Annotated in this window: 11 protein-coding genes and 2 pseudogenes; 10 read left to right on the top strand and 3 right to left on the bottom strand. The window is 62.6% G+C overall.

The window, feature by feature from the left end:
* Positions 1-38: 38 nt before the first annotated feature.
* A complete protein-coding gene (locus B3I26_RS09460) occupies positions 39-404 on the bottom strand; it encodes a MerR family transcriptional regulator (protein ID WP_296257320.1) in 366 nt (121 codons plus the stop codon).
* 69 nt (positions 405-473) lie between these two features.
* Between B3I26_RS09460 and B3I26_RS09455 the strand changes: the two genes are divergently transcribed.
* On the top strand, positions 474-908 hold the full coding sequence (locus B3I26_RS09455; RefSeq protein ID WP_296257318.1) for a hypothetical protein: 435 nt from the start codon (positions 474-476) through the stop codon (positions 906-908).
* Between the two features lie 49 nt (positions 909-957).
* On the opposite strand, the gene B3I26_RS09450 is transcribed toward B3I26_RS09455, so the two are convergent.
* Positions 958-1,386, bottom strand: a complete 429-nt coding sequence (locus B3I26_RS09450; protein WP_296257316.1) for an Rrf2 family transcriptional regulator — start codon at positions 1,384-1,386, stop codon at positions 958-960.
* Positions 1,387-1,527: 141 nt separating this feature from the next.
* Here B3I26_RS09450 and B3I26_RS09445 point away from each other — a divergent pair, with 141 nt between their 5' ends.
* The 3 genes from B3I26_RS09445 to B3I26_RS09435 all read left to right on the top strand — a co-directional run bounded on the left by B3I26_RS09445 (position 1,528) and on the right by B3I26_RS09435 (position 12,096).
* Positions 1,528-2,412 (top strand): NAD(P)/FAD-dependent oxidoreductase, encoded by an 885-nt coding sequence (locus tag B3I26_RS09445; RefSeq protein WP_296257314.1) that lies wholly within the window; start codon positions 1,528-1,530, stop codon positions 2,410-2,412.
* 210 nt (positions 2,413-2,622) lie between these two features.
* Positions 2,623-11,292, top strand: a complete 8,670-nt coding sequence (locus tag B3I26_RS09440; protein WP_296257312.1) for a GH36-type glycosyl hydrolase domain-containing protein — start codon at positions 2,623-2,625, stop codon at positions 11,290-11,292.
* Between the two features lie 75 nt (positions 11,293-11,367).
* A complete protein-coding gene (locus B3I26_RS09435; protein ID WP_296257310.1) occupies positions 11,368-12,096 on the top strand; it encodes a Crp/Fnr family transcriptional regulator in 729 nt (242 codons plus the stop codon).
* Between the two features lie 44 nt (positions 12,097-12,140).
* Here the strand turns inward: B3I26_RS09435 and fos are convergent, their stop codons facing one another.
* A complete protein-coding gene (gene fos, locus B3I26_RS09430; protein WP_296257308.1) occupies positions 12,141-12,557 on the bottom strand; it encodes a fosfomycin resistance glutathione transferase in 417 nt (138 codons plus the stop codon).
* A gap of 390 nt (positions 12,558-12,947) precedes the next feature.
* Between fos and B3I26_RS09425 the strand changes: the two genes are divergently transcribed.
* The 6 genes and pseudogenes from B3I26_RS09425 to B3I26_RS09400 all read left to right on the top strand — a co-directional run bounded on the left by B3I26_RS09425 (position 12,948) and on the right by B3I26_RS09400 (position 17,695).
* Positions 12,948-15,029 carry an ATP-binding protein gene (locus tag B3I26_RS09425; protein WP_409521971.1) on the top strand — a complete coding sequence of 694 codons (2,082 nt, stop codon included), beginning with the start codon at positions 12,948-12,950 and terminating at the stop codon, positions 15,027-15,029.
* Positions 15,030-15,219: 190 nt separating this feature from the next.
* Positions 15,220-15,333 (top strand): annotated as a pseudogene (locus B3I26_RS09420) (SDR family NAD(P)-dependent oxidoreductase); the annotation flags it as partial.
* A pseudogene (locus tag B3I26_RS09415) lies at positions 15,330-15,476 on the top strand (GNAT family N-acetyltransferase); the annotation flags it as partial. The pseudogenes B3I26_RS09420 and B3I26_RS09415, both read left to right, overlap by 4 nt.
* 108 nt (positions 15,477-15,584) lie before the next feature.
* Positions 15,585-15,926: a hypothetical protein gene (locus tag B3I26_RS09410; RefSeq protein ID WP_296257306.1), complete on the top strand. Its 342-nt coding sequence runs from the start codon at positions 15,585-15,587 to the stop codon at positions 15,924-15,926.
* Between the two features lie 205 nt (positions 15,927-16,131).
* Positions 16,132-16,629, top strand: coding sequence for an RNA polymerase sigma factor (locus B3I26_RS09405; protein ID WP_296257304.1), 498 nt, complete (start codon positions 16,132-16,134; stop codon positions 16,627-16,629).
* A 100-nt stretch (positions 16,630-16,729) separates the two neighbouring features.
* Complete coding sequence (locus B3I26_RS09400) at positions 16,730-17,695, top strand: FecR family protein (RefSeq protein WP_296257302.1); 966 nt, start codon at positions 16,730-16,732, stop codon at positions 17,693-17,695.
* Positions 17,696-17,817: the final 122 nt, after the last annotated feature.

Raw genomic sequence — 17,817 nt, 5'->3', positions numbered from 1 at the left:
CCGTGGCCGTTGATCCATTCGACAAGCGCCCCGGACAGTCAGCCGTCGCGCAGCAGTGGACACACCTGCCCGGCCCGTTCGGCCAGCACATTGCGCAGTGCGTTCATCTGCGCAATGCGTTCGTCCAGCGCGGCGATTTTTTCCGCAAACAGCCGGCTCAGCACGTCTTTCGAGACATCCTCGCTGTTCCACAACAGCGGCAGGTTCTCGCCGATCTGCGCCAGTGAAAACCCCAACTGCTGCGCCATCTTGATGTACCCCACCAACTGCACTGTTTGCTCGGCATAGACCCGGTAGCCATTCGCCGTGCGCCGGGGCTTGATCAGGTGTTTCTCTTCATAGAACCGCAGCGCGTCGACCGACACCCCGGTGCGTGCTGCCACTTCGCCGATTCTCATGCTCATCGTTGCCCGTATTGACTCTGGACCCAGGACCAGGCTTTAGCCTGCGGGTCCAAACTGTGAGGGATGATTATGCTCAGCGTAAAGCGCAATCTACATATCGTCCGGGCGAGCGCCTGGTACGACTTGATCGTGACGGCGGGCTTCATGACGCCGTGGACCGCATCAATGGTATTCAAAGGCTTCGCCGCGTTGTCCGACGAGCTGGCGCTAAGTCGCCCGGTACCCATCCTGGACGCAACCACGATGCTGCTGGCGAATCTGCTCGGCAGTGTGGTGGTGGTCTGGTCACTCTGGCGTCTCAGGCATCCGGGTCGCAGCGTCGGGCTCTACGACGCCCTGGCTCGAATGCTCTTTGCGACCTGGCAGCTGTACGCGGTCGCGCATGGCGCCAGCTTTCTACTGCTAGGGTTCACGGTGTTCGAAATCGGGTTCGGCATTGCCCAAAGCCTGCCGCTGTCGGGTCAACGAACCTGGGGCGAGGCGCGTCGCAGGAAGACCCACTGAAGCCCCCGCCGATTTTTGCGTGCTCTGCAAGGGCGTCTTGGATGCCTGTTTATCGGCCCTGATAACGCGCTTCGAAATCATCGGCCAATTGCTCAAGCGTCACGCTGCCCAAGCGCGCTATCAGCAACGCCTGGGCGGCGTCGAAGGCATCTGTCAGGGCAGCGTTCACCGCTTGCTCGACCAGGCATTCGGGATGGTCGGTGGACAGGCCGATGGCAAACAACGAGGACGAACCGAGCGCCTGGTGAATATCCAGCAGCGTGATATCGGCCAGCGGCCGGGCCAGCGTCCAGCCGCCGCGGTGGCCCTTCTCCGAACGCACATAGCCCTGCTCCTTGAGCAGCGCCATGGTTCGCCGTACCACGACCGGGTTGGTCCCGAGCATCTGCGCGAGGGTGTCGGACGTGGCGGGCAGTTCGTGGCGCGCCATGTGGATGAGCACATGCAGCATGCGCGACAGGCGGGTGTCGGTTCTCATCGATCCCGGATTCCAGACTTTAGGTGTGCCAAGTATCGCTCGATACATCATTAGTTACGAGAGCGTTGACAGCATCATTTCTTGTAACTTACGGTGTGTCGAGATTTTCATCCAGCGCTTAACCCTCAGGAGGTCAGATCCATGACGTATGACGTGATCATCATCGGCGGCAGTTACGCCGGTATTTCCGCAGGTTTGCAGGTGGCGCGGGCGCGCCGCAAGGTGCTGGTCATCGACGCCGGCCTGCGGCGCAATCGCTTTGCCCATCAGGCGCACGGGTTTGTGGGTCATGACGGCAGTGACCCGGCGCTGATCGCCCAGCAGGCGAGTGAACAACTGCAGGCTTACCCGAACGTCGACTGGCTGTGCGCACTGGCGGCAACTGCTTTACGGCAAGGTGAGACGTTCGTGGTGACGCTCGCCGACGGCCAGTCGTTCGCGGGGTCACGGCTGATCCTCGCCACGGGCGTCGTCGACGAGCTCCCCGACATCCCCGGCCTGGCCGAGCGTTGGGGCACGTCAGTCTTCCACTGCCCGTATTGTCACGGCTACGAGTTGAACGGCGGCGCGATCGGCGTTCTGGCAAGCGGTCCGCTTGCGTTGCACCATGCCTTGATGCTGCCGGACTGGGGGCCGACCACGCTTCTGCTCAACCAGGCGTTCGAGCCGGATGCCGAGCAAGTGGGAAGGCTGATTCACCGCGGCGTGGTCGTGGAATCTGAGCGGGTAACGGCGCTGGGCGAGCATGCGCAGGTGACGCTTGCCAGCGGTCGCACACTTGAATTCGCCGGGCTGTTCACCCAGCCACGCACTCACATGGCCTCACCGCTGGCAGCACAGCTGGGCTGTGAGTTCGAAGACGGCCCGATGGGTGCGTTCATCAAAGTCGACGCCATGCGCGAAACCAGCGTGCCGGGCGTGTTTGCCTGTGGCGACGCCGCCGTCGCCGCGGGCAATGTGGCGACAGCCGTCGGCGACGGCGCGCGTACTGGCGGCGCCGCCCATCAATCACTGATGTTGCGCTGATGACGCGCTGATCATTCATCCACGCCATGCCCCTTTCACAGGGGCATGGGGCAAGTGGCTATGTGCGCCACCGCACAGACAGTATTCCCGACCCACCACCACACTCACGGCTGCAAAGCTACGTCCTGACGGCGCTGCTCGGTGCTGGCGCGATGCGTTGTGCACTTCTCAAATGCGCGATCTGGATTGCGCATTCAGACCTGAGATTCTATGACCAGCATTTGGACACGCCTGAAAAAAGCCGCCGCACGGACGCTCGACGTTGGCCGCAGCGATCAACCCGCCTCTTCCCGATTCGAATACGAGCCCATCCTGCGCGCGGAGCTGTTCAATGCCGATCAGATGGCCAGCCACGGGATTGCGCTGGCCGGCCTGCATCGGCTCAGCCCCTTGTCGGCCCGTGACTCGATGCTGCGCAGGCTCGACGACAACGAACAATTGCTGTTGCGCAGTTGCACAGCACTGGCCAAGGCGCAGAAATCCACCCGGCGAGTGACTCCTGCAGCGGAATGGTTGCTGGATAACTATTTCCTGGTCGAGGACCACATCCGCACCGCCCGCAGCCACCTGCCAAGAGGCTACAGTCGTGAACTACCGCGCCTGTCCAACGGCCCTTCCGCCGGGTTGCCTCGGGTGTACGACATTGCCCTGGAGACTATCTCCCACGGCGATGGCCGCGTCGACGAGCAAAGCCTGAGCCGTTTCATCCAGTCGTATCAAACGGTAATGCCCCTGGCCCTGGGTGAGTTGTGGGCAATTCCGATCATGTTGCGCCTGGCCCTGATCGAAAACCTGCGCCGGGTCGCCTCGCGGGTGATCGCCAATGCGAACGACCGCAACCTGGCCGATGACTGGGCCGAGCGCCTGATCGAAACGTCCGAGCAGGACAGCAAAAGCGTGGTGCTCACTGTGGCCGACATGGCCCGCTCGGAGCCGCCGATCAGCGCAGCGTTCGTTGCCGAGTTCACCCGGCGCCTGCAAGGGCAAAGCGCGGGGCTGGCCATGCCGTTGAACTGGATCGAGCAGGTGCTCAGTGAAACCGGTTCGAGCATCGAGCGTCAGGTGCAACTCGATGCCCAGCAACAGGCGGCCGACCAAGTGTCCATCGGCAACAGCATCGGCAGCCTGCGCGTGTTGTCGGCCACCGACTGGCGCGAATTCGTCGAGCGCATGAGCCATGTCGAACAGGCCCTCGCCCAAGACCCTGCACAGATTTATCGAGCGATGGATTTCAGCACCCGCGACAGCTATCGGCATGTCATCGAGCGGTTGGCCCGGCGCAGCCGCGGCCAGTCGGAAATCCAGGTCGCCCGCGCGGCCGTCGATCTGGCATGCGCGCGCCGTGCCTCAGCGCCCGGCGACCGGCTCGCGCACCATGTCGGCTACTACCTGATCAGCGCGGGGCTTGCGACGCTGGAGCGACAACTCGCTGCCCGGGTGCCGATCCACGAGCGCTGGAAGCGCCTGGTACTGCTCTCACCCATGATGTTCTACCTGGCGCCGGTGGCGCTGCTCACGCTGCTGTTCGCTTGGCCGCTGCTGGCCTCGGCGTCGAGCGATGGCGCACCCACTGGCGCGCTGATCCTGCTGGCGATTCCTTGCCTGATCATGACCAGCCGCCTGGCGATCGGCCTGATCAACTGGCTGGTGACCTTCAGCATGCCGCCGGCCGTGCTGCCGAAAATGGATTACGCCACTGGCATTCCCGACAGTGCGCGCACGCTGGTGGTCGTACCGACGCTGATCGCCACGCTGGCGGACGTCGATGAACTGGTCGAAGGCCTGGAAGTGCGCTTCCTGGCCAACCGCGACAGCAATCTTTATTTCGCCTTGCTCAGCGACTTTCTGGATGCTGCCCAAGCCTCTGAGCCACTGGACGCCGAATTGCTTGCCAAGGGCCGCCAGGCCATCACGCTGCTCAATGAGAAATACGCCGACGGTCAAGGCGACCGCTTCTTCCTGCTGCATCGCCCGCGCCTGTGGAACCCCGGCGAACAGGTCTGGATGGGCCACGAACGCAAGCGCGGCAAGCTGGTGGAACTCAACAGCCTGTTGCGTGGTGAAGGTCAGGAGCGCTTCCAGGCAATTGTCGGTGATATAGCATCCTTGCAGAGCGTGCGTTACGTCATCACGCTGGACACCGACACCCTGCTGCCACGCGATGCCGCCCGCCTGTGCGTGGCGGCGATGATGCACCCCTTGAATCGGCCGGTCTTCGACGACGTGAGCGAACAGATCGTCTCAGGCTATGCCGTGCTGCAGCCCAGGGTGGGCATCAGCCTGACCAGTGCCACGCGCTCGGTCTATGCCCGGCTGTTTGGCAGCGATGCCGGCGTTGACCCCTATACCCGCGCGGTCTCGGACGTGTATCAGGACCTGTTCCAGCAAGGCTCATTCATCGGCAAGGGCATTTATGACGTCGATGCGTTCACCCGTGCGCTGGAGGGCTGCCTGCCGGACAACCAGATCCTCAGCCACGACCTGATCGAAGGCTGCTACGCCCGCGCCGGGCTGCTCAGCGACGTGCAACTCTACGAGCAATACCCATCGCGCTACGCGGTGGACGTCAAACGCCGGCATCGCTGGATACGCGGCGACTGGCAACTGCTGCCCTGGACACTGCCGCGCGCGCGCGACGCCGACGGCAGATGGGTACGCAATCGGCTCAGCCTCATGGCGCGCTGGAAGATCCTCGACAACCTGCGCCGCAGCCTGGAGCCGATGGCGCTGCTGCTGATGTTCGCCTGGGGTTGGTTCGCCAGCAGTGCGCCGCTGGGCTGGACCGCAGCGGTGGCCGGATTGCTGGTCATCCAGCCCACGCTCCGAGCACTGCTGGACGCCCTGTACGCACCCACTGACGTGCCTTATCGTCCGCATTTTGGTGCGGTGTCCGGGCATCTTGGGCATGATTTGGCCTGCGCCTGCCTGACCATCGCCTGGCTGCCCTACGAGATGTATTACAGTGCCGACGCGATCCTGCGTTCGCTATGGCGCATTGGTTTCAGCAGGCGCCTGCTGCTGCAATGGCAGCCCTCGCGCGAAGTGGAGCGCACACTGGGTAACAGTTTGCGCGGCCTTTACCGGCAGATGTGGATCGGACCCGCCGCCGCTGTCGTTTCGGCCGTGGTGCTGGGCATTGCAAGCCCGCTGACACTGGGCATTGCAAGCCCGGTGCTGCTGGCGTGGCTGACTGGCCCCTGGCTGGCATGGCGACTCAGCGCTGCCCCTCGGCAATCGGTGTTCACGCCCTCGACCGACGAGCTACGTTTCCTGCGCGTGCTGACCCGCAAGACCTGGGCGTTCTTCGACCAATACGTCGGCCCCCAGGACAACTGGCTGCCCCCGGACAACGTACAAGAGGCGCCGAAACCGGCGATTGCCCATCGCACCTCCCCGACCAACATGGGCATGGCGTTGCTGGCCCATCTGGCTGCTCACGATTTCGGTTACCTGAGCACCGAGCGGCTGCTGACACGGCTGGCTGCCTCGCTGGACAGCATGAACGGTCTGGAGCGCCATCGGCAGCACTTCTATAACTGGTACGACACGCAGACCCGTGAACCGTTGCGCCCGTACTACATCTCCACAGTCGATAGTGGCAATCTGGTCGGTCTGCTGTTGACCCTGCGCACCGGCCTGCTGCAATTGGCCGACGCGCCCCTGTTCGGCTCGACCGTGGTCAAGGGCCTGGGAGACACCCTCGATACCTTGGCGGAAGCTCAACAGGCCGTGGGGATCGATGAGCGCGCGCTCATCGAACTCCGTAAACGCCTGGAACAGGCCTCCCGCGCTGCTGACATCGACACCCTCGGCGAACTCTTGCACGCCGCCCGGATCATGCTCGCCGGCGTACCCTTGGGCAGTGATGAGGACAGTCTGTATTGGCGCGAAGCACTCACCCTCCAATGCCTGGACTGGAGCGAAGAGTTGCAGCGCTACCGACTTCCCGCGTCGCAGATCGACCACCAACCTTTACCTTGCACGCTGCGTCAGCTGGCGTCACTGGATCCGGCGCATTGGGCCGCTGAGCATCGATCGACAGTCCAGGGCGTACGCACGGTGGCCACGGAACGGCTGGCCACCCTCGATCGCCTCGCCGCACTGGCGACGTCGCTGGCGCAGATGGATTTTTCGCTGCTCTACGACAGCCCCCGCGATTTGTTCGTCATCGGCTATAACGCCGACGAGCGCCGGCTCGACACCGGCCACTACGACCTGCTGGCTTCGGAGGTGCGGCTGACCAATTTCGTGGTCATCGCCCAAGGCCAGATCCCGCAACGGGCCTGGTTCACCCTGGGCCGCCTGCTGGGCGAAAATGCCGGCACACCGACGCTGCTGTCATGGTCCGGCTCGATGTTCGAATACCTGATGCCCATGCTGGTAATGCCCAATTACGACGGCAGCCTGCTGGACCAGACCTGCCGCTCGGCGGTGGCAGTGCAGATCGAGCATGGCGCCAAGCTGGGCATCCCGTGGGGTGTCTCGGAGTCGGGTTACTACACCCTGGATGCGAACTTCAACTATCAATATCGCGCCTTTGGTGTTCAGGGCCTGGGGCTTAAGCGCGGGCTAAGCGAAGACATCGTGATCGCGCCCTACGCCAGTGCCCTGGCGCTGATGGTCGATGCGGATGCGGCCTGCAAAAACCTGCAGCGCCTGGCCTTGCAAGGCTCTGCCGGGCGCTTCGGGCTGTACGAAGCAGTGGACTACACCGAAGCCCGCGTGCCTCGCGGCCAGCGTTTTGCCGTGGTTCAGTCGTTCATGGCCCACCACCAGGGCATGAGTTTGCTGTCTCTGACCAGCGTGCTGCTCGACCAGCCCATGCAACGGCGTTTCGAGGCAGACCCTGCGCTGCAAGCGACACTGCTGCTGTTGCAGGAGCGCGTCCCCAACGCCGCCGCGCCGTATCTGCAGGTCGCGCAGTCACCGATCACCGACGACAGCGGTCAGGGCCAGGACAGCGGATTGCGGGTATTTGTCGAACCCGGACGCAAACGTCCTGCGGTGCAACTGCTTTCCAATGGGCGCTATCACGTCATGCTCACCAGCGCCGGCGGCGGGTATAGCCGGCGCAATGATGTGGCACTTACCCGATGGCATGAAGACGTGTCGCAGGATAACTGGGGCATGTTTTGCTATCTGCGCGACGTCGAGAGCGGCAAGTTCTGGTCGGCCGCGCATCAGCCGACGATGCAATGGCCTGAGAGTCACGAGGCAATCTTCAGCGACTCGCGAGCGGAGTTTCGGGCACGCAATCTGGACTTCGACAGCCACCTGGAAATCGTCGTCTCGCCGGAGGACGACATCGAGATGCGCCGTCTGCACATCACCAACCGTGCAGCGGTGGCCAAGACCCTGGAAATCACCACCTATGCCGAAGTGGTGCTGACATCGCCAAGCAATGATGCGATGCACCCCGCGTTCAGCAAACTGTTCGTGCAGACCGAGCTGCTGCCGCAGTTGCAAGCCATCGTGTGCAGCCGCCGGCCGCGGGCCAGCGACGAGTCCACGCCATGGATGTGTCACCTGCTGGCTGCCCATGGCGTGGACATCGACGCGATTTCCTATGAAACCGATCGCGCCCGGTTCATCGGTCGCGATCGCAGCCTGGTAGCACCTGCAGTGCTGGACCCTGACTGCGCGCGCCTGTCCGGGACGGCAGGACCGGTGCTCGATCCTATCGTCGCGATTCGCTGCAGGGTGACCTTGCAGCCCGGTCAGCAGGGCACCATCGATCTGGTCACCGGGATTGCCGACAACCGCGACGGCTGCCTGTTCCTGATCAACAAATACCGGGACCGTCATCTGGCCGACCGTGTGTTCGACCTGTCGTGGACCCATAGCCAGGTGCTGCTGCGCCAGCTCAACGCTTCGCTTTCCGATGCCCGGTTGTTCGAGCAGATGGCCGCTTCGCTGCTGTACGCCAACGCATCAATGCGCGCGGACAGCGCCGTACTGATCGCCAACCGGCGCAATCAGTCGGGGCTCTGGGGCCAAGCCATTTCCGGTGATCTGCCCATCGTGCTGTTGCAAATCCATAGCCTGGACAACATCGACCTGGTCCACCAACTGGTGCAGGCCCATGCCTACTGGCGTCAAAAAGGCTTGGTGGTGGATCTGTTGATCTGGAACGAGGATCAGGCCGGGTATCGTCAGCAACTGCAGGATGCGCTCATGGGCCTGATCGCCTCAGGCAGTGAAGCGACCCTGATCGATCGTCCGGGCGGCGTATTCGTGCGCCAGACCCAACAGATGTCCGGCGAAGACCGCACCCTGGTGCTGTCGGTGGCCAGGTTGGTTTTCAACGACGAGCTGGGCACGCTCAGCGAACAGCTTCATCGCCGTCGTCGGTCGCCGGTGCATGCGCCTTTCGTGGCGAGCCGAGCCTCTTTCCCTGAACTGCGCCGGCCAGACCCGCGCCCTGCCCGCCCACCCTCTACCGCGCTGCTGCTGAACAACGCCTACGGCGGTTTCAGTGAAGATGGCAGCGAATACGTGATCACTGGCCTGGCGTCGCAACCGACGCCCGCGCCGTGGGTCAACGTGCTGGCCAATGCGCACTTGGGTACCGTGCTCTCGCAGGCGGGCAGTGCGTATACCTGGGCCGAAAACGCTCACGAATATCGCCTGACACCCTGGCACAACGACCCGGTCACCGACCGCGGCAGCGAGGCGATTTACCTGCGCGATGAAGAGACCGGGCATTTTTGGTCGCCGACGCCACAACCTTGCCCTGGCAGCGGCCCTTACCGCACGCGCCACGGGTTTGGCTATAGCGTGTTCGAACACGAAGAAGACGGGATTTACAGCGAGTTATGGGTCTACGTGGCACTGGATGCGCCGATCAAGTTCTCGCGGCTGTTGTTGACCAACCGCTCCGGGCGCAGCCGCTCGCTGAGCGTCACCGGCTACGTGGAATGGGTGCTGGGGGATCTGCGCAGCAAGTCGGCGATGCACGTGGTGACGCAGTCGGACCCGGTCAGCGGTGCCTTCTTCGCTCGCAATGCCTATTCGATCGAGTTCACCGACCGGGTCGCGTTTTTCGATACCGACACCCTCGATCACGGCGTTACCGGCGACCGCACCGAGTTTCTCGGTCGCGGCGGCACCCTGGCAGCACCAGCGGCGATGCGTCACGCCGGGTTGTCCGGGCGTATGGGCGGTGGCCTTGATCCTTGTGCTGCGCTGCAAGTCGCGGTCGAGCTTGAAGAGGGTCAAACCCGAGAAGTGATTTTGCGTCTGGGTGCGCAAACTTCAAGCCGCGCCGCCACCGGGCTGGTGCAGCAATTCAGGGGCAGCCAGGTGGCGGCAGCGGAGTTGCAAAAGGTGCGTGATCATTGGCAGTCGCTGCTAGGCGTGATTCGTGTCGAAACCCCGTCGCCTGCAGTTGACGTGATGGTCAACGGCTGGCTGATGTATCAGGTCATTGCCTGTCGGTTCCAGGCCCGCAGCGGCTATTACCAGTCAGGCGGCGCGATCGGCTTTCGCGACCAGTTGCAGGACAGCATGGCGATGATCCATGCCGACCCCGCTGCGGTGCGCGCGCACCTGCTGCTGTGTGCCAGTCATCAATACCTGGAGGGTGACGTGCAGCATTGGTGGCACCCGCCGATGAACCGGGGCGTGCGCACGGCGTGCTCCGACGACTTCCTGTGGTTAGTGGCGGCCACCAGTCGTTACATCGAATTGACCGCCGACCTCAGCGTGCTGGAAGAATCCGCGGGCTATCTGGAGGGACGCGCGCTGGGCGCGGGAGAGGAATCCTATTACGACCTGCCGGGCATCTCGCCCACCCGCGAATCGCTGTACCGGCACTGCGTGCGAGCCATCGAGCACAGCCTGCGCCGGGGTCAGCACGGGCTGCCGCTGATGGGCTGCGGTGACTGGAACGACGGCATGAATCGCGTGGGCCAGCATGGCATCGGCGAAAGCGTCTGGCTGGGCTTTTTCAGCTATCAGGTACTGGAGCAATTCGCCCTGACCGCGCGTCTGCACGGCGATGCCGCATTCGCGCAGCAATGCAGCGACCACGCTTTGCAGTTGCGCGGCAACCTGGAGCAGCATGCATGGGACGGCGCCTGGTATCGCCGCGCCTGGTTCGACGATGGTCAGGTGCTGGGCTCGGCGGGCAACGTCGAGTGCCGCATCGACTCCATCGCGCAAAGCTGGTCGGTGTTGTCGGGCGTGGGCTCGTCCAGCCGGCAACGCCAGGCCATGCATGCTCTGGATGAGCACTTGCTCAAGCCTGATATTCGCGCGGTCCTGCTGCTCGATCCGCCATTCGACAAGGGCGCGCTGGACCCCGGTTATATCAAGGGTTACGTGCCGGGCGTGCGGGAAAACGGCGGTCAATACACCCATGCCGCGGTCTGGGCGGGGATGGCCTTCGCGCAACTGGGTAACGCGGCCAAAGCGTGGGAGGTGCTGAACCTGATCAACCCCGCCCATCCGGCGAACATCCCGCGTGTGGATACCTACAAGGTCGAGCCCTATGTCATGGCCGCCGATGTCTACGGCACCGAACCCCATGCCGGGCGTGGCGGCTGGACCTGGTACACCGGCTCGGCAGGCTGGATGTACCGTTTGATCGTGGAGTCATTGCTGGGGGTTCAGCGCAACGGCGACTCGCTGCGCATTGAGCCGCTCATTCCCGGCGACTGGCCTGGTTTCAAGCTGCAGTACTGCTATGGCGCCACGCGTTACCACTTTGATGTACGCCAGGGTGAGGGGCCCGTGACCGCCATGATCCTCGACGGCGAATCGCTGGGTGACAACACCCTGCTGCTGCGCGATGACGGCGTGGAACACAGCATCGTGGTCCACTGCCGCGTGGCATCCCGGCTTCCCTCTGTGGTGTCCACGCACGCCGTCGATAAATAGACGACAAACCACAGCCACGGCGGACAGAGGAGTACCCTGCAAGGGCCTGCCCCTCTTCCGCCTCGGTGCCATGCCATGAACGCCTCATCCCCATCCGGCCACAATCACCTTCTCGCGGCGCTGCCGCCTGGCGACATGCAGCGCCTGGCACCCCATCTGGAGCGGGTCAGCCTGGCGCTGGGCGATGTGTTGTATGAGCCGGGCGATACCTTGCGCCACGTGTACTTTCCCACTGACGCCATCGTGTCACTGCTGCACGTGACCGAAAACGGCTCATCGGCGGAGATCGCCGTGGTCGGCAATGAAGGCCTGATCGGCGTTGCGCTGTTCATGGGTGGAGAAAGCACGTCCAGCCGCGCCGTGGTGCAAAGCGCTGGTACTGCACTTCGCTTGCCGGGCCAGACACTCAAGGCCGAGTTCAACCGTCACGGTGACCTGCTGCTGTTGATGCTGCGCTACACCCAGGCGCTGATCACCCAGATGTCGCAGACCGCCGTGTGCAATCGCCACCATTCCATCGACCAGCAGTTGTGCCGCTGGCTGCTGTTGTCACTGGACCGCCTGCACGGCAATCGCCTGAACATGACCCAGGAACTGATCGCCAACATGCTCGGCGTGCGCCGAGAAGGCGTGACCGAAGCGGCCGGCAAACTCCAGCGCCAAGGCGTGATCGAATACAGCCGCGGCCAGATCACTGTCCTGGACCGCCCACGCCTGGAAAGGCTCAGCTGCGAGTGCTACCTGGTGGTCAAGACCGAAACCGACCGGCTGTTGCATTACACGCGTCGGCAGAAGGATGGATAAAGGACCCGGCAGCGCTTCGTGCACCATAGCAAGCCACCGGATCTTCAGCCTGGGTCAAAAAACTCCATGCCTGCGTAAGGTTCCAGCCTGCATTGCGCCAGCCTCGATGCCAGGCTACCCACGTGCAGTTCCAGACGATGACCATCCGTGTCAAGGAAATAGAACGAATCGCCCTCGCTGGTGTTGGTTTTCCATTCAATGACCTGGCGCAGTCGCAACTGCGCAGTGAGCAGTGCAAACGCGTGCGGCTCGACTGAAAAAGCATAATGGGTGTAATCCGCTGGCTGTTCGGCAGCACGGTTTTCGTCCAGCGACAAGCACAGCCATAGATCCCCCAGGGCAAGATAGGCGCCTTTATTCCAACGGGCAGCCAACCTGAAACCCAACAGCTCTACGTAGAATTCAACGCTTCGGGACAGGTTCACGGTCGCCAGCGTCAGATGGTTCAAGCCAGTCAACATCGGCAGCTTTCCTGAAAAAGGTCATATACGTCACGCGGTGGCCGGTAGGATCTTATCCCTTCGGCCAGGGCGTAGTCATCCGACAAGCAGGCCCCGGGCCACGCGGTATCTGCCGGCCATCAACGGGTGGCAATGCGCAGCAAGGGAACTACCACCGGCATCAATGGCCATGTTTTACGCGCTGACGGCATGCGGGATTTCATCGCCTTTCGGATCGATGTCGTTGTTTATCCTGAAAAACCAAAGCCTGTCCGCTTAGTGCAACTTTGGGGCATTTCTGCTTTGATTGCGCATCGGCAATCGACTGCCACGTCCATCACGGGAAATCACGATGCATCACTGGGGGCAGTTCTGAATAGCCTGACTCGACAAGCGCTGGAGGCTGAGGTCGTGCGCCTGGGCACGGAACTGGCGCGAATGCGCGATGCCGAGAGCGCCGTGCGCCAGAGCAACGAGCGCTCCAGCATGATCCTGGAAACCATCGAAGTAGCGTTCGCCATCGTCGAGGTACGGTTCGACGCCGACGATCACGCCGTTGACTATCGCTTCATCGAGGCCAACCCGGCCTTCGAAAGGCAGGCCGGGGTCAACCTGCGTGGCCAATGGGTCACCGAATTCGCTCCGGACCTGGAGCGCTTCTGGTTCGACACCTATGGCCATGTGGCCAAAACCGGTGAACCGGCCAACTTCGAAAACTACGCAAGCCACTTCGAGCGTTGGTTCGACGTCCGGGCGATCCGGGTCGGCGACCCAGCGCTTCGCCACATCGCGATTTTCTTCAGCGATGTCACCGAACGCCGCCGCGCGCAAGAACGCCTGTCGATCAGCGAGGCGATCGCCCGCGAGAACGTCGAACGTGTCCAGTTGGCCCTGGCGGCAGGTGCGATCATCGGCACCTGGCACTGGCACCTGCCAAGTGATCGCTTCACCGTGGATGAAGCCTTTGCCAAGGCATTCGGCATGGATCCGGCGCAGGGCCGCGAGGGGCTGAGCCTTGAGCAGGTGATCGCCACCGTCCACCCCGAGGACCGAGAGGGGCTCAAGACAGCCATTACTGCCGCCGCTGCCCGCGGGGGCGCTTATGCACATCAGTATCGCGTCCGGCGCGTTGACGGCGTTTACTATTGGCTAGAGGCCAATGGCCGGGTAGAACTGGCCGAGGATGGCACACCGTTGCGTTTTCCCGGCGTGCTGATCGACGTCGAGGAGCGTCGCTCGGTGGAGGATGAACGTGATCGCGCGACCGCGGCACTGCGTGCGCTCAACGACACCCTGGAACAACGGGTTGTCGAACGGACCGCCGAACTGATGCAGGCCGAGGAAAAACTGCGTCAGTCACAGAAAATGGAAGCCGTCGGCCAGTTGACCGGCGGCATCGCCCACGACTTCAACAACCTGCTCGCCGGCATATCCGGCGCGCTGGAGCTGATGAACAGCCGGATCTTTCAGGGCCGCTTCAATGACGTCGACAAGTACATCGTCGCCGCGCAAGCCGCCACCCGACGCGCAGCCGCCCTCACCCATCGGCTGCTGGCCTTCTCCCGCCGGCAAACCCTCGATCCAAGGCCTACCGACGTGAACGCACTGATGCTGGGCATCACCGAGATGATCCAACGCACCGTCGGCCCGGCCATTCGCGTGCAGACGCTGGGCACTCCCGGGCTATGGACCACCCTGGTGGACGCCGGCCAGTTGGAAAACGCGCTGCTGAACCTGTGCATCAATGCCCGCGACGCCATGCCTCAAGGCGGCAGCATTACCATCGAGACGGCGAACCAGTGGATGGATTGCGACATGGCAACCGCGCACGACATCCCGCAAGGCGCTTACGTCTCGCTTTCGGTTACCGATACCGGCACCGGCATGTCGCCGGACATCATGTCCAAGGCCTTCGACCCGTTTTTCACGACCAAGCCGATCGGTCAAGGCACTGGCCTTGGCCTGTCGATGATCTACGGCTTCGCCAATCAGTCCGGCGGGCAGGTTCGGGCGTATTCACAGGTGGGCGAAGGCACCAGCATGTGCATTTACCTGCCGCGCTACGACGGTAACGCGATGGCTGAGGAAATTGATTTCAGCGGCCCCCACGACCCTGTGCCGGTCGCCAGCGAGACGATTCTGGTGGTGGATGATGAGCCTACCGTGCGCATGTTGTTGATGGATGTACTCGCAGACCTCGGCTACACGGTGCTTGAAGCCGGCGACAGTGTGGCCGGGCTGACGGTGCTGCGCTCGGACGTGCATATCGACCTGCTGATCACCGATGTCGGCCTGCCGGGTGGCATGAACGGGCGACAGATGGCCGATGCAGGCCGCGAGCTGCGGCCTGGCATGAAGACGCTATTCATCACCGGCTATGCGGAAACGGCAGTGGTCGGCAACGGCAACCTGGGTGAAGGCATGTGGGTATTGACCAAGCCATTTGCAGTGGATGCGCTGACGTCACGTGTCAGAGAGTTGATGAACAGCTGAATCCGGTCTTACCTTGGTTCAGGCATCTGCAATCAAGACTCGCGCAGCCAAGCAATCGAGGGCGCGGAAGATTGTTCGGGGTGGCCGAACGGTGATGGCGGTTCATGCGGATTTATCCGATCAACGCAAACCGGCAAGATGCAGCGCATGGCCTGACGGCCCCCCTGCCCCCTGAAGCTGGAGCATTTGCATGAACACAGCATCGTTGAAGACCGCCATCATCACCGGCGGCTCCGGTGGCATCGGCCAAGCCATCGCCACCCGCTTGGCCGCCGACGGTTTTGCGGTCGTGATCAACTACGCAGTCAAGGATGCGGCGGGATTCGGCTGTACACCCATGAACTGATGAGCGAAAACCTGGCGATCTACAGCAAGCTGGGCTATCAGGAAACTCACCGCGCCACCGAAGACGGCTTTCCTCGAGTCTTCATGCGCAAGCCGCTCTAGGTTTGTTGACCCTTTACTCAACTTTTACGGAGTGTGGACGTTCGTTTACACCGAACCGGTGTTTCATGGATCCATGGCGAACCCAAACATCTCGCCTGAGGAGACACCATGATTTCGAAGATGACCCAAGCCTTGATCCTGTCCGGTTGCCTGGTCGCTGCAGGCGCAGCCTCAGCCGATGAACGCGATATGGTCGTGCCAGTCATCGCCGGGGCGGCCGTCGGTGCAGTGTTGGCGACCGTGATCAGCGGTGCCGGCCACAATCATCACCGTGCCTACTATCAGGATTATCGACCACAACCCCGTTATCAGCCGGTGTACCAACCGGTAGCCTATGTCCCTGTGCAGCGCGTGGAATACCGCCGCTACGCCCCGCCACCGCCTCGTGGCTACGACGACCGGGGTTACGGTCGACACTTTGATCAGGGCCGTGGTGACGGTCGCTGGTAAACGCTGGTTCATAGGCTGCCCTGACCGCCCTCCTGACCGAGGGCGGTTTTTTTTCGTCCTGGCCTGGAGGGCTGTTTCCTAAGGCCGACGGGGCGCTGGCCAAGGTCCCCGTTCTGCACATAACGCACACACGAACCACCAACACTAACGATTCTCGTTTGTGATATCTTCCCGCCCTCGCTTGCATGCCCGCTCAGGTGGCTCTATGTCCGGTTCAGATCTCAAGGCGCTTTATCTCGCCCATCGTGAAGAAATTCAGGAGTATCTGGACCGTCGCCTGCGCTGCAAGGACACCGCTGCAGACCTGACTCAAGACACCTTCATTCGCCTGTCCGAGCAAATGGGTCGTACGCGTATCGACAACTTCCGTGCGTACCTCTTCTCGGCGGCGCGCAACCTGTTCATCGATCACACCCGGCGCCAGGAGCATCGCAAAAGCGAGCCGCTGGACATCCGGGACACCGGCAATGTCGGGCACGACACGCCGACCCTTGAACAAGCCGCGATCGCCAATCAGCAACTGGCGACACTCGACGAGGTGATTCAGAACATGCCCGCACCCTGCCGCGAGGTGTTTCTGCTGGTGCGGATCGAAGGGCTGACCTACGCCGAGATTGGCGAACGCCTCGGCATCTCGCCCAAAACCGCCTACAGCCGTATGGTCAGAGCCCTGGAGCTGTTGAAGATGGGGATGACCAGGTGAACGCCAATTGCTCGCTCAAGGTTTCGAAACGGCCGACCGGCTTCACCGGGGTGGCTTACAATCAGCCGCCTGCTGCGTTGTCAACCGAATGGATTCAACGATGAGTTCCGAACCGCCCTTTCCCGAGTCCTGCGCCCCACAGGCTGACGAGGTGACGCATCAGGCGAGCGCCTGGTTTGCCTTGATGCAGGGCGGTGCGCCAACGCAGGCCCAGCGTGATGAGTTGGCCGCCTGGATGGCAGCCGACTCTCGGCATGCCAAAGCCTATGCCGAGCTGGAAACACTATGGGCGGCTTCGGCGCAGTTGCTGCGGCCCCGTGCACCGGTGGTGCGCCCGCAGCTTTCGCGTCGACGCTTCGTCGGTCTGGGCGTTGCCGCCAGCGTCGTGGCCGTCACCGCAGGCGCGACCCGCTTCTGGCTCAGCGGCATGAGTTCACCTTTTGCCGATGTCCGTACAGCAGTGGGCGAGCGGCGTCTGGTGCGCCTGCCCGATGGATCGAACGCCGAACTGGCGGGGAACACTGCGATGAACCTGGATTTCTCCGCGACACAACGCTCGGTGGAGTTGCTCCAGGGCGAGGCGCTTTTCGACGTCGTGCCGAGCACGGCCGGGGAGTTAAAGGTCAGCACACAGGCCGGGCAAGTGATGTCGACCGATGCCGGGTTCTGCCTCTCATGCACTGGCGACTCAGCCCGAGTGGCGGTCAGTCGCAACGCCGTTCGCGTGACAACGGCCCGCCAGCAGGCCGATCTCGACGAGGGCCTGTCGCTGGGCTTCACCGCCCAGCAGACGGGCGTCATTCAGCACGCCGACCTTGGACAGATCCTCGCCTGGCGCAACGGGCGTCTGGTGTTCTTCGACACGCCGTTGGTGACGGTAGTCGATGAACTGCAGCGCTGGCGTGAAGGCAGAGTCTTTATCATGAACAAGCAACTGGCCGCACGGCGGGTCAGCCTGATCCTCAATCTGGATCGACCGGAGCAAATGCTCGACGTGCTGAGCAAAGCGCTGTCGGTCCGTACCCAGCGCTACACCGATCTTGTGACGCTGATCTATCCCGCCTGAATGCTCTTCAAACGCTGCATGCCTGCTCTGTTTTTCGAGATTCGCAGAAATATTTCATAACGCCATCAGGAATTTCCAATGCCCATGCGTCTTAAGCGGACTGATAGGTATTCGCATATCCA

This window comes from Pseudomonas sp. UBA5706 (genome assembly GCF_002419965.1).
Lineage (GTDB): Bacteria > Pseudomonadota > Gammaproteobacteria > Pseudomonadales > Pseudomonadaceae > Aquipseudomonas.
The sequence above is the reverse complement of the archived record's forward strand: the minus strand, read 5'-3'. Positions and strand labels throughout refer to the sequence as shown.

Bases quoted from the DNA above. Each gene is read 5' to 3' on its own strand.
- B3I26_RS09460 (WP_296257320.1), bottom strand. From the start codon at position 404: ATGAGCATGAGAATCGGCGAAGTGGCAGCACGCACCGGGGTGTCGGTC.
- B3I26_RS09455 (WP_296257318.1), top strand. From the start codon at position 474: ATGCTCAGCGTAAAGCGCAATCTACATATCGTCCGGGCGAGCGCCTGG.
- B3I26_RS09450 (WP_296257316.1), bottom strand. From the start codon at position 1,386: ATGAGAACCGACACCCGCCTGTCGCGCATGCTGCATGTGCTCATCCAC.
- B3I26_RS09445 (WP_296257314.1), top strand. From the start codon at position 1,528: ATGACGTATGACGTGATCATCATCGGCGGCAGTTACGCCGGTATTTCC.
- B3I26_RS09440 (WP_296257312.1), top strand. From the start codon at position 2,623: ATGACCAGCATTTGGACACGCCTGAAAAAAGCCGCCGCACGGACGCTC.
- B3I26_RS09435 (WP_296257310.1), top strand. From the start codon at position 11,368: ATGAACGCCTCATCCCCATCCGGCCACAATCACCTTCTCGCGGCGCTG.
- fos (WP_296257308.1), bottom strand. From the start codon at position 12,557: ATGTTGACTGGCTTGAACCATCTGACGCTGGCGACCGTGAACCTGTCC.
- B3I26_RS09410 (WP_296257306.1), top strand. From the start codon at position 15,585: ATGATTTCGAAGATGACCCAAGCCTTGATCCTGTCCGGTTGCCTGGTC.
- B3I26_RS09405 (WP_296257304.1), top strand. From the start codon at position 16,132: ATGTCCGGTTCAGATCTCAAGGCGCTTTATCTCGCCCATCGTGAAGAA.
- B3I26_RS09400 (WP_296257302.1), top strand. From the start codon at position 16,730: ATGAGTTCCGAACCGCCCTTTCCCGAGTCCTGCGCCCCACAGGCTGAC.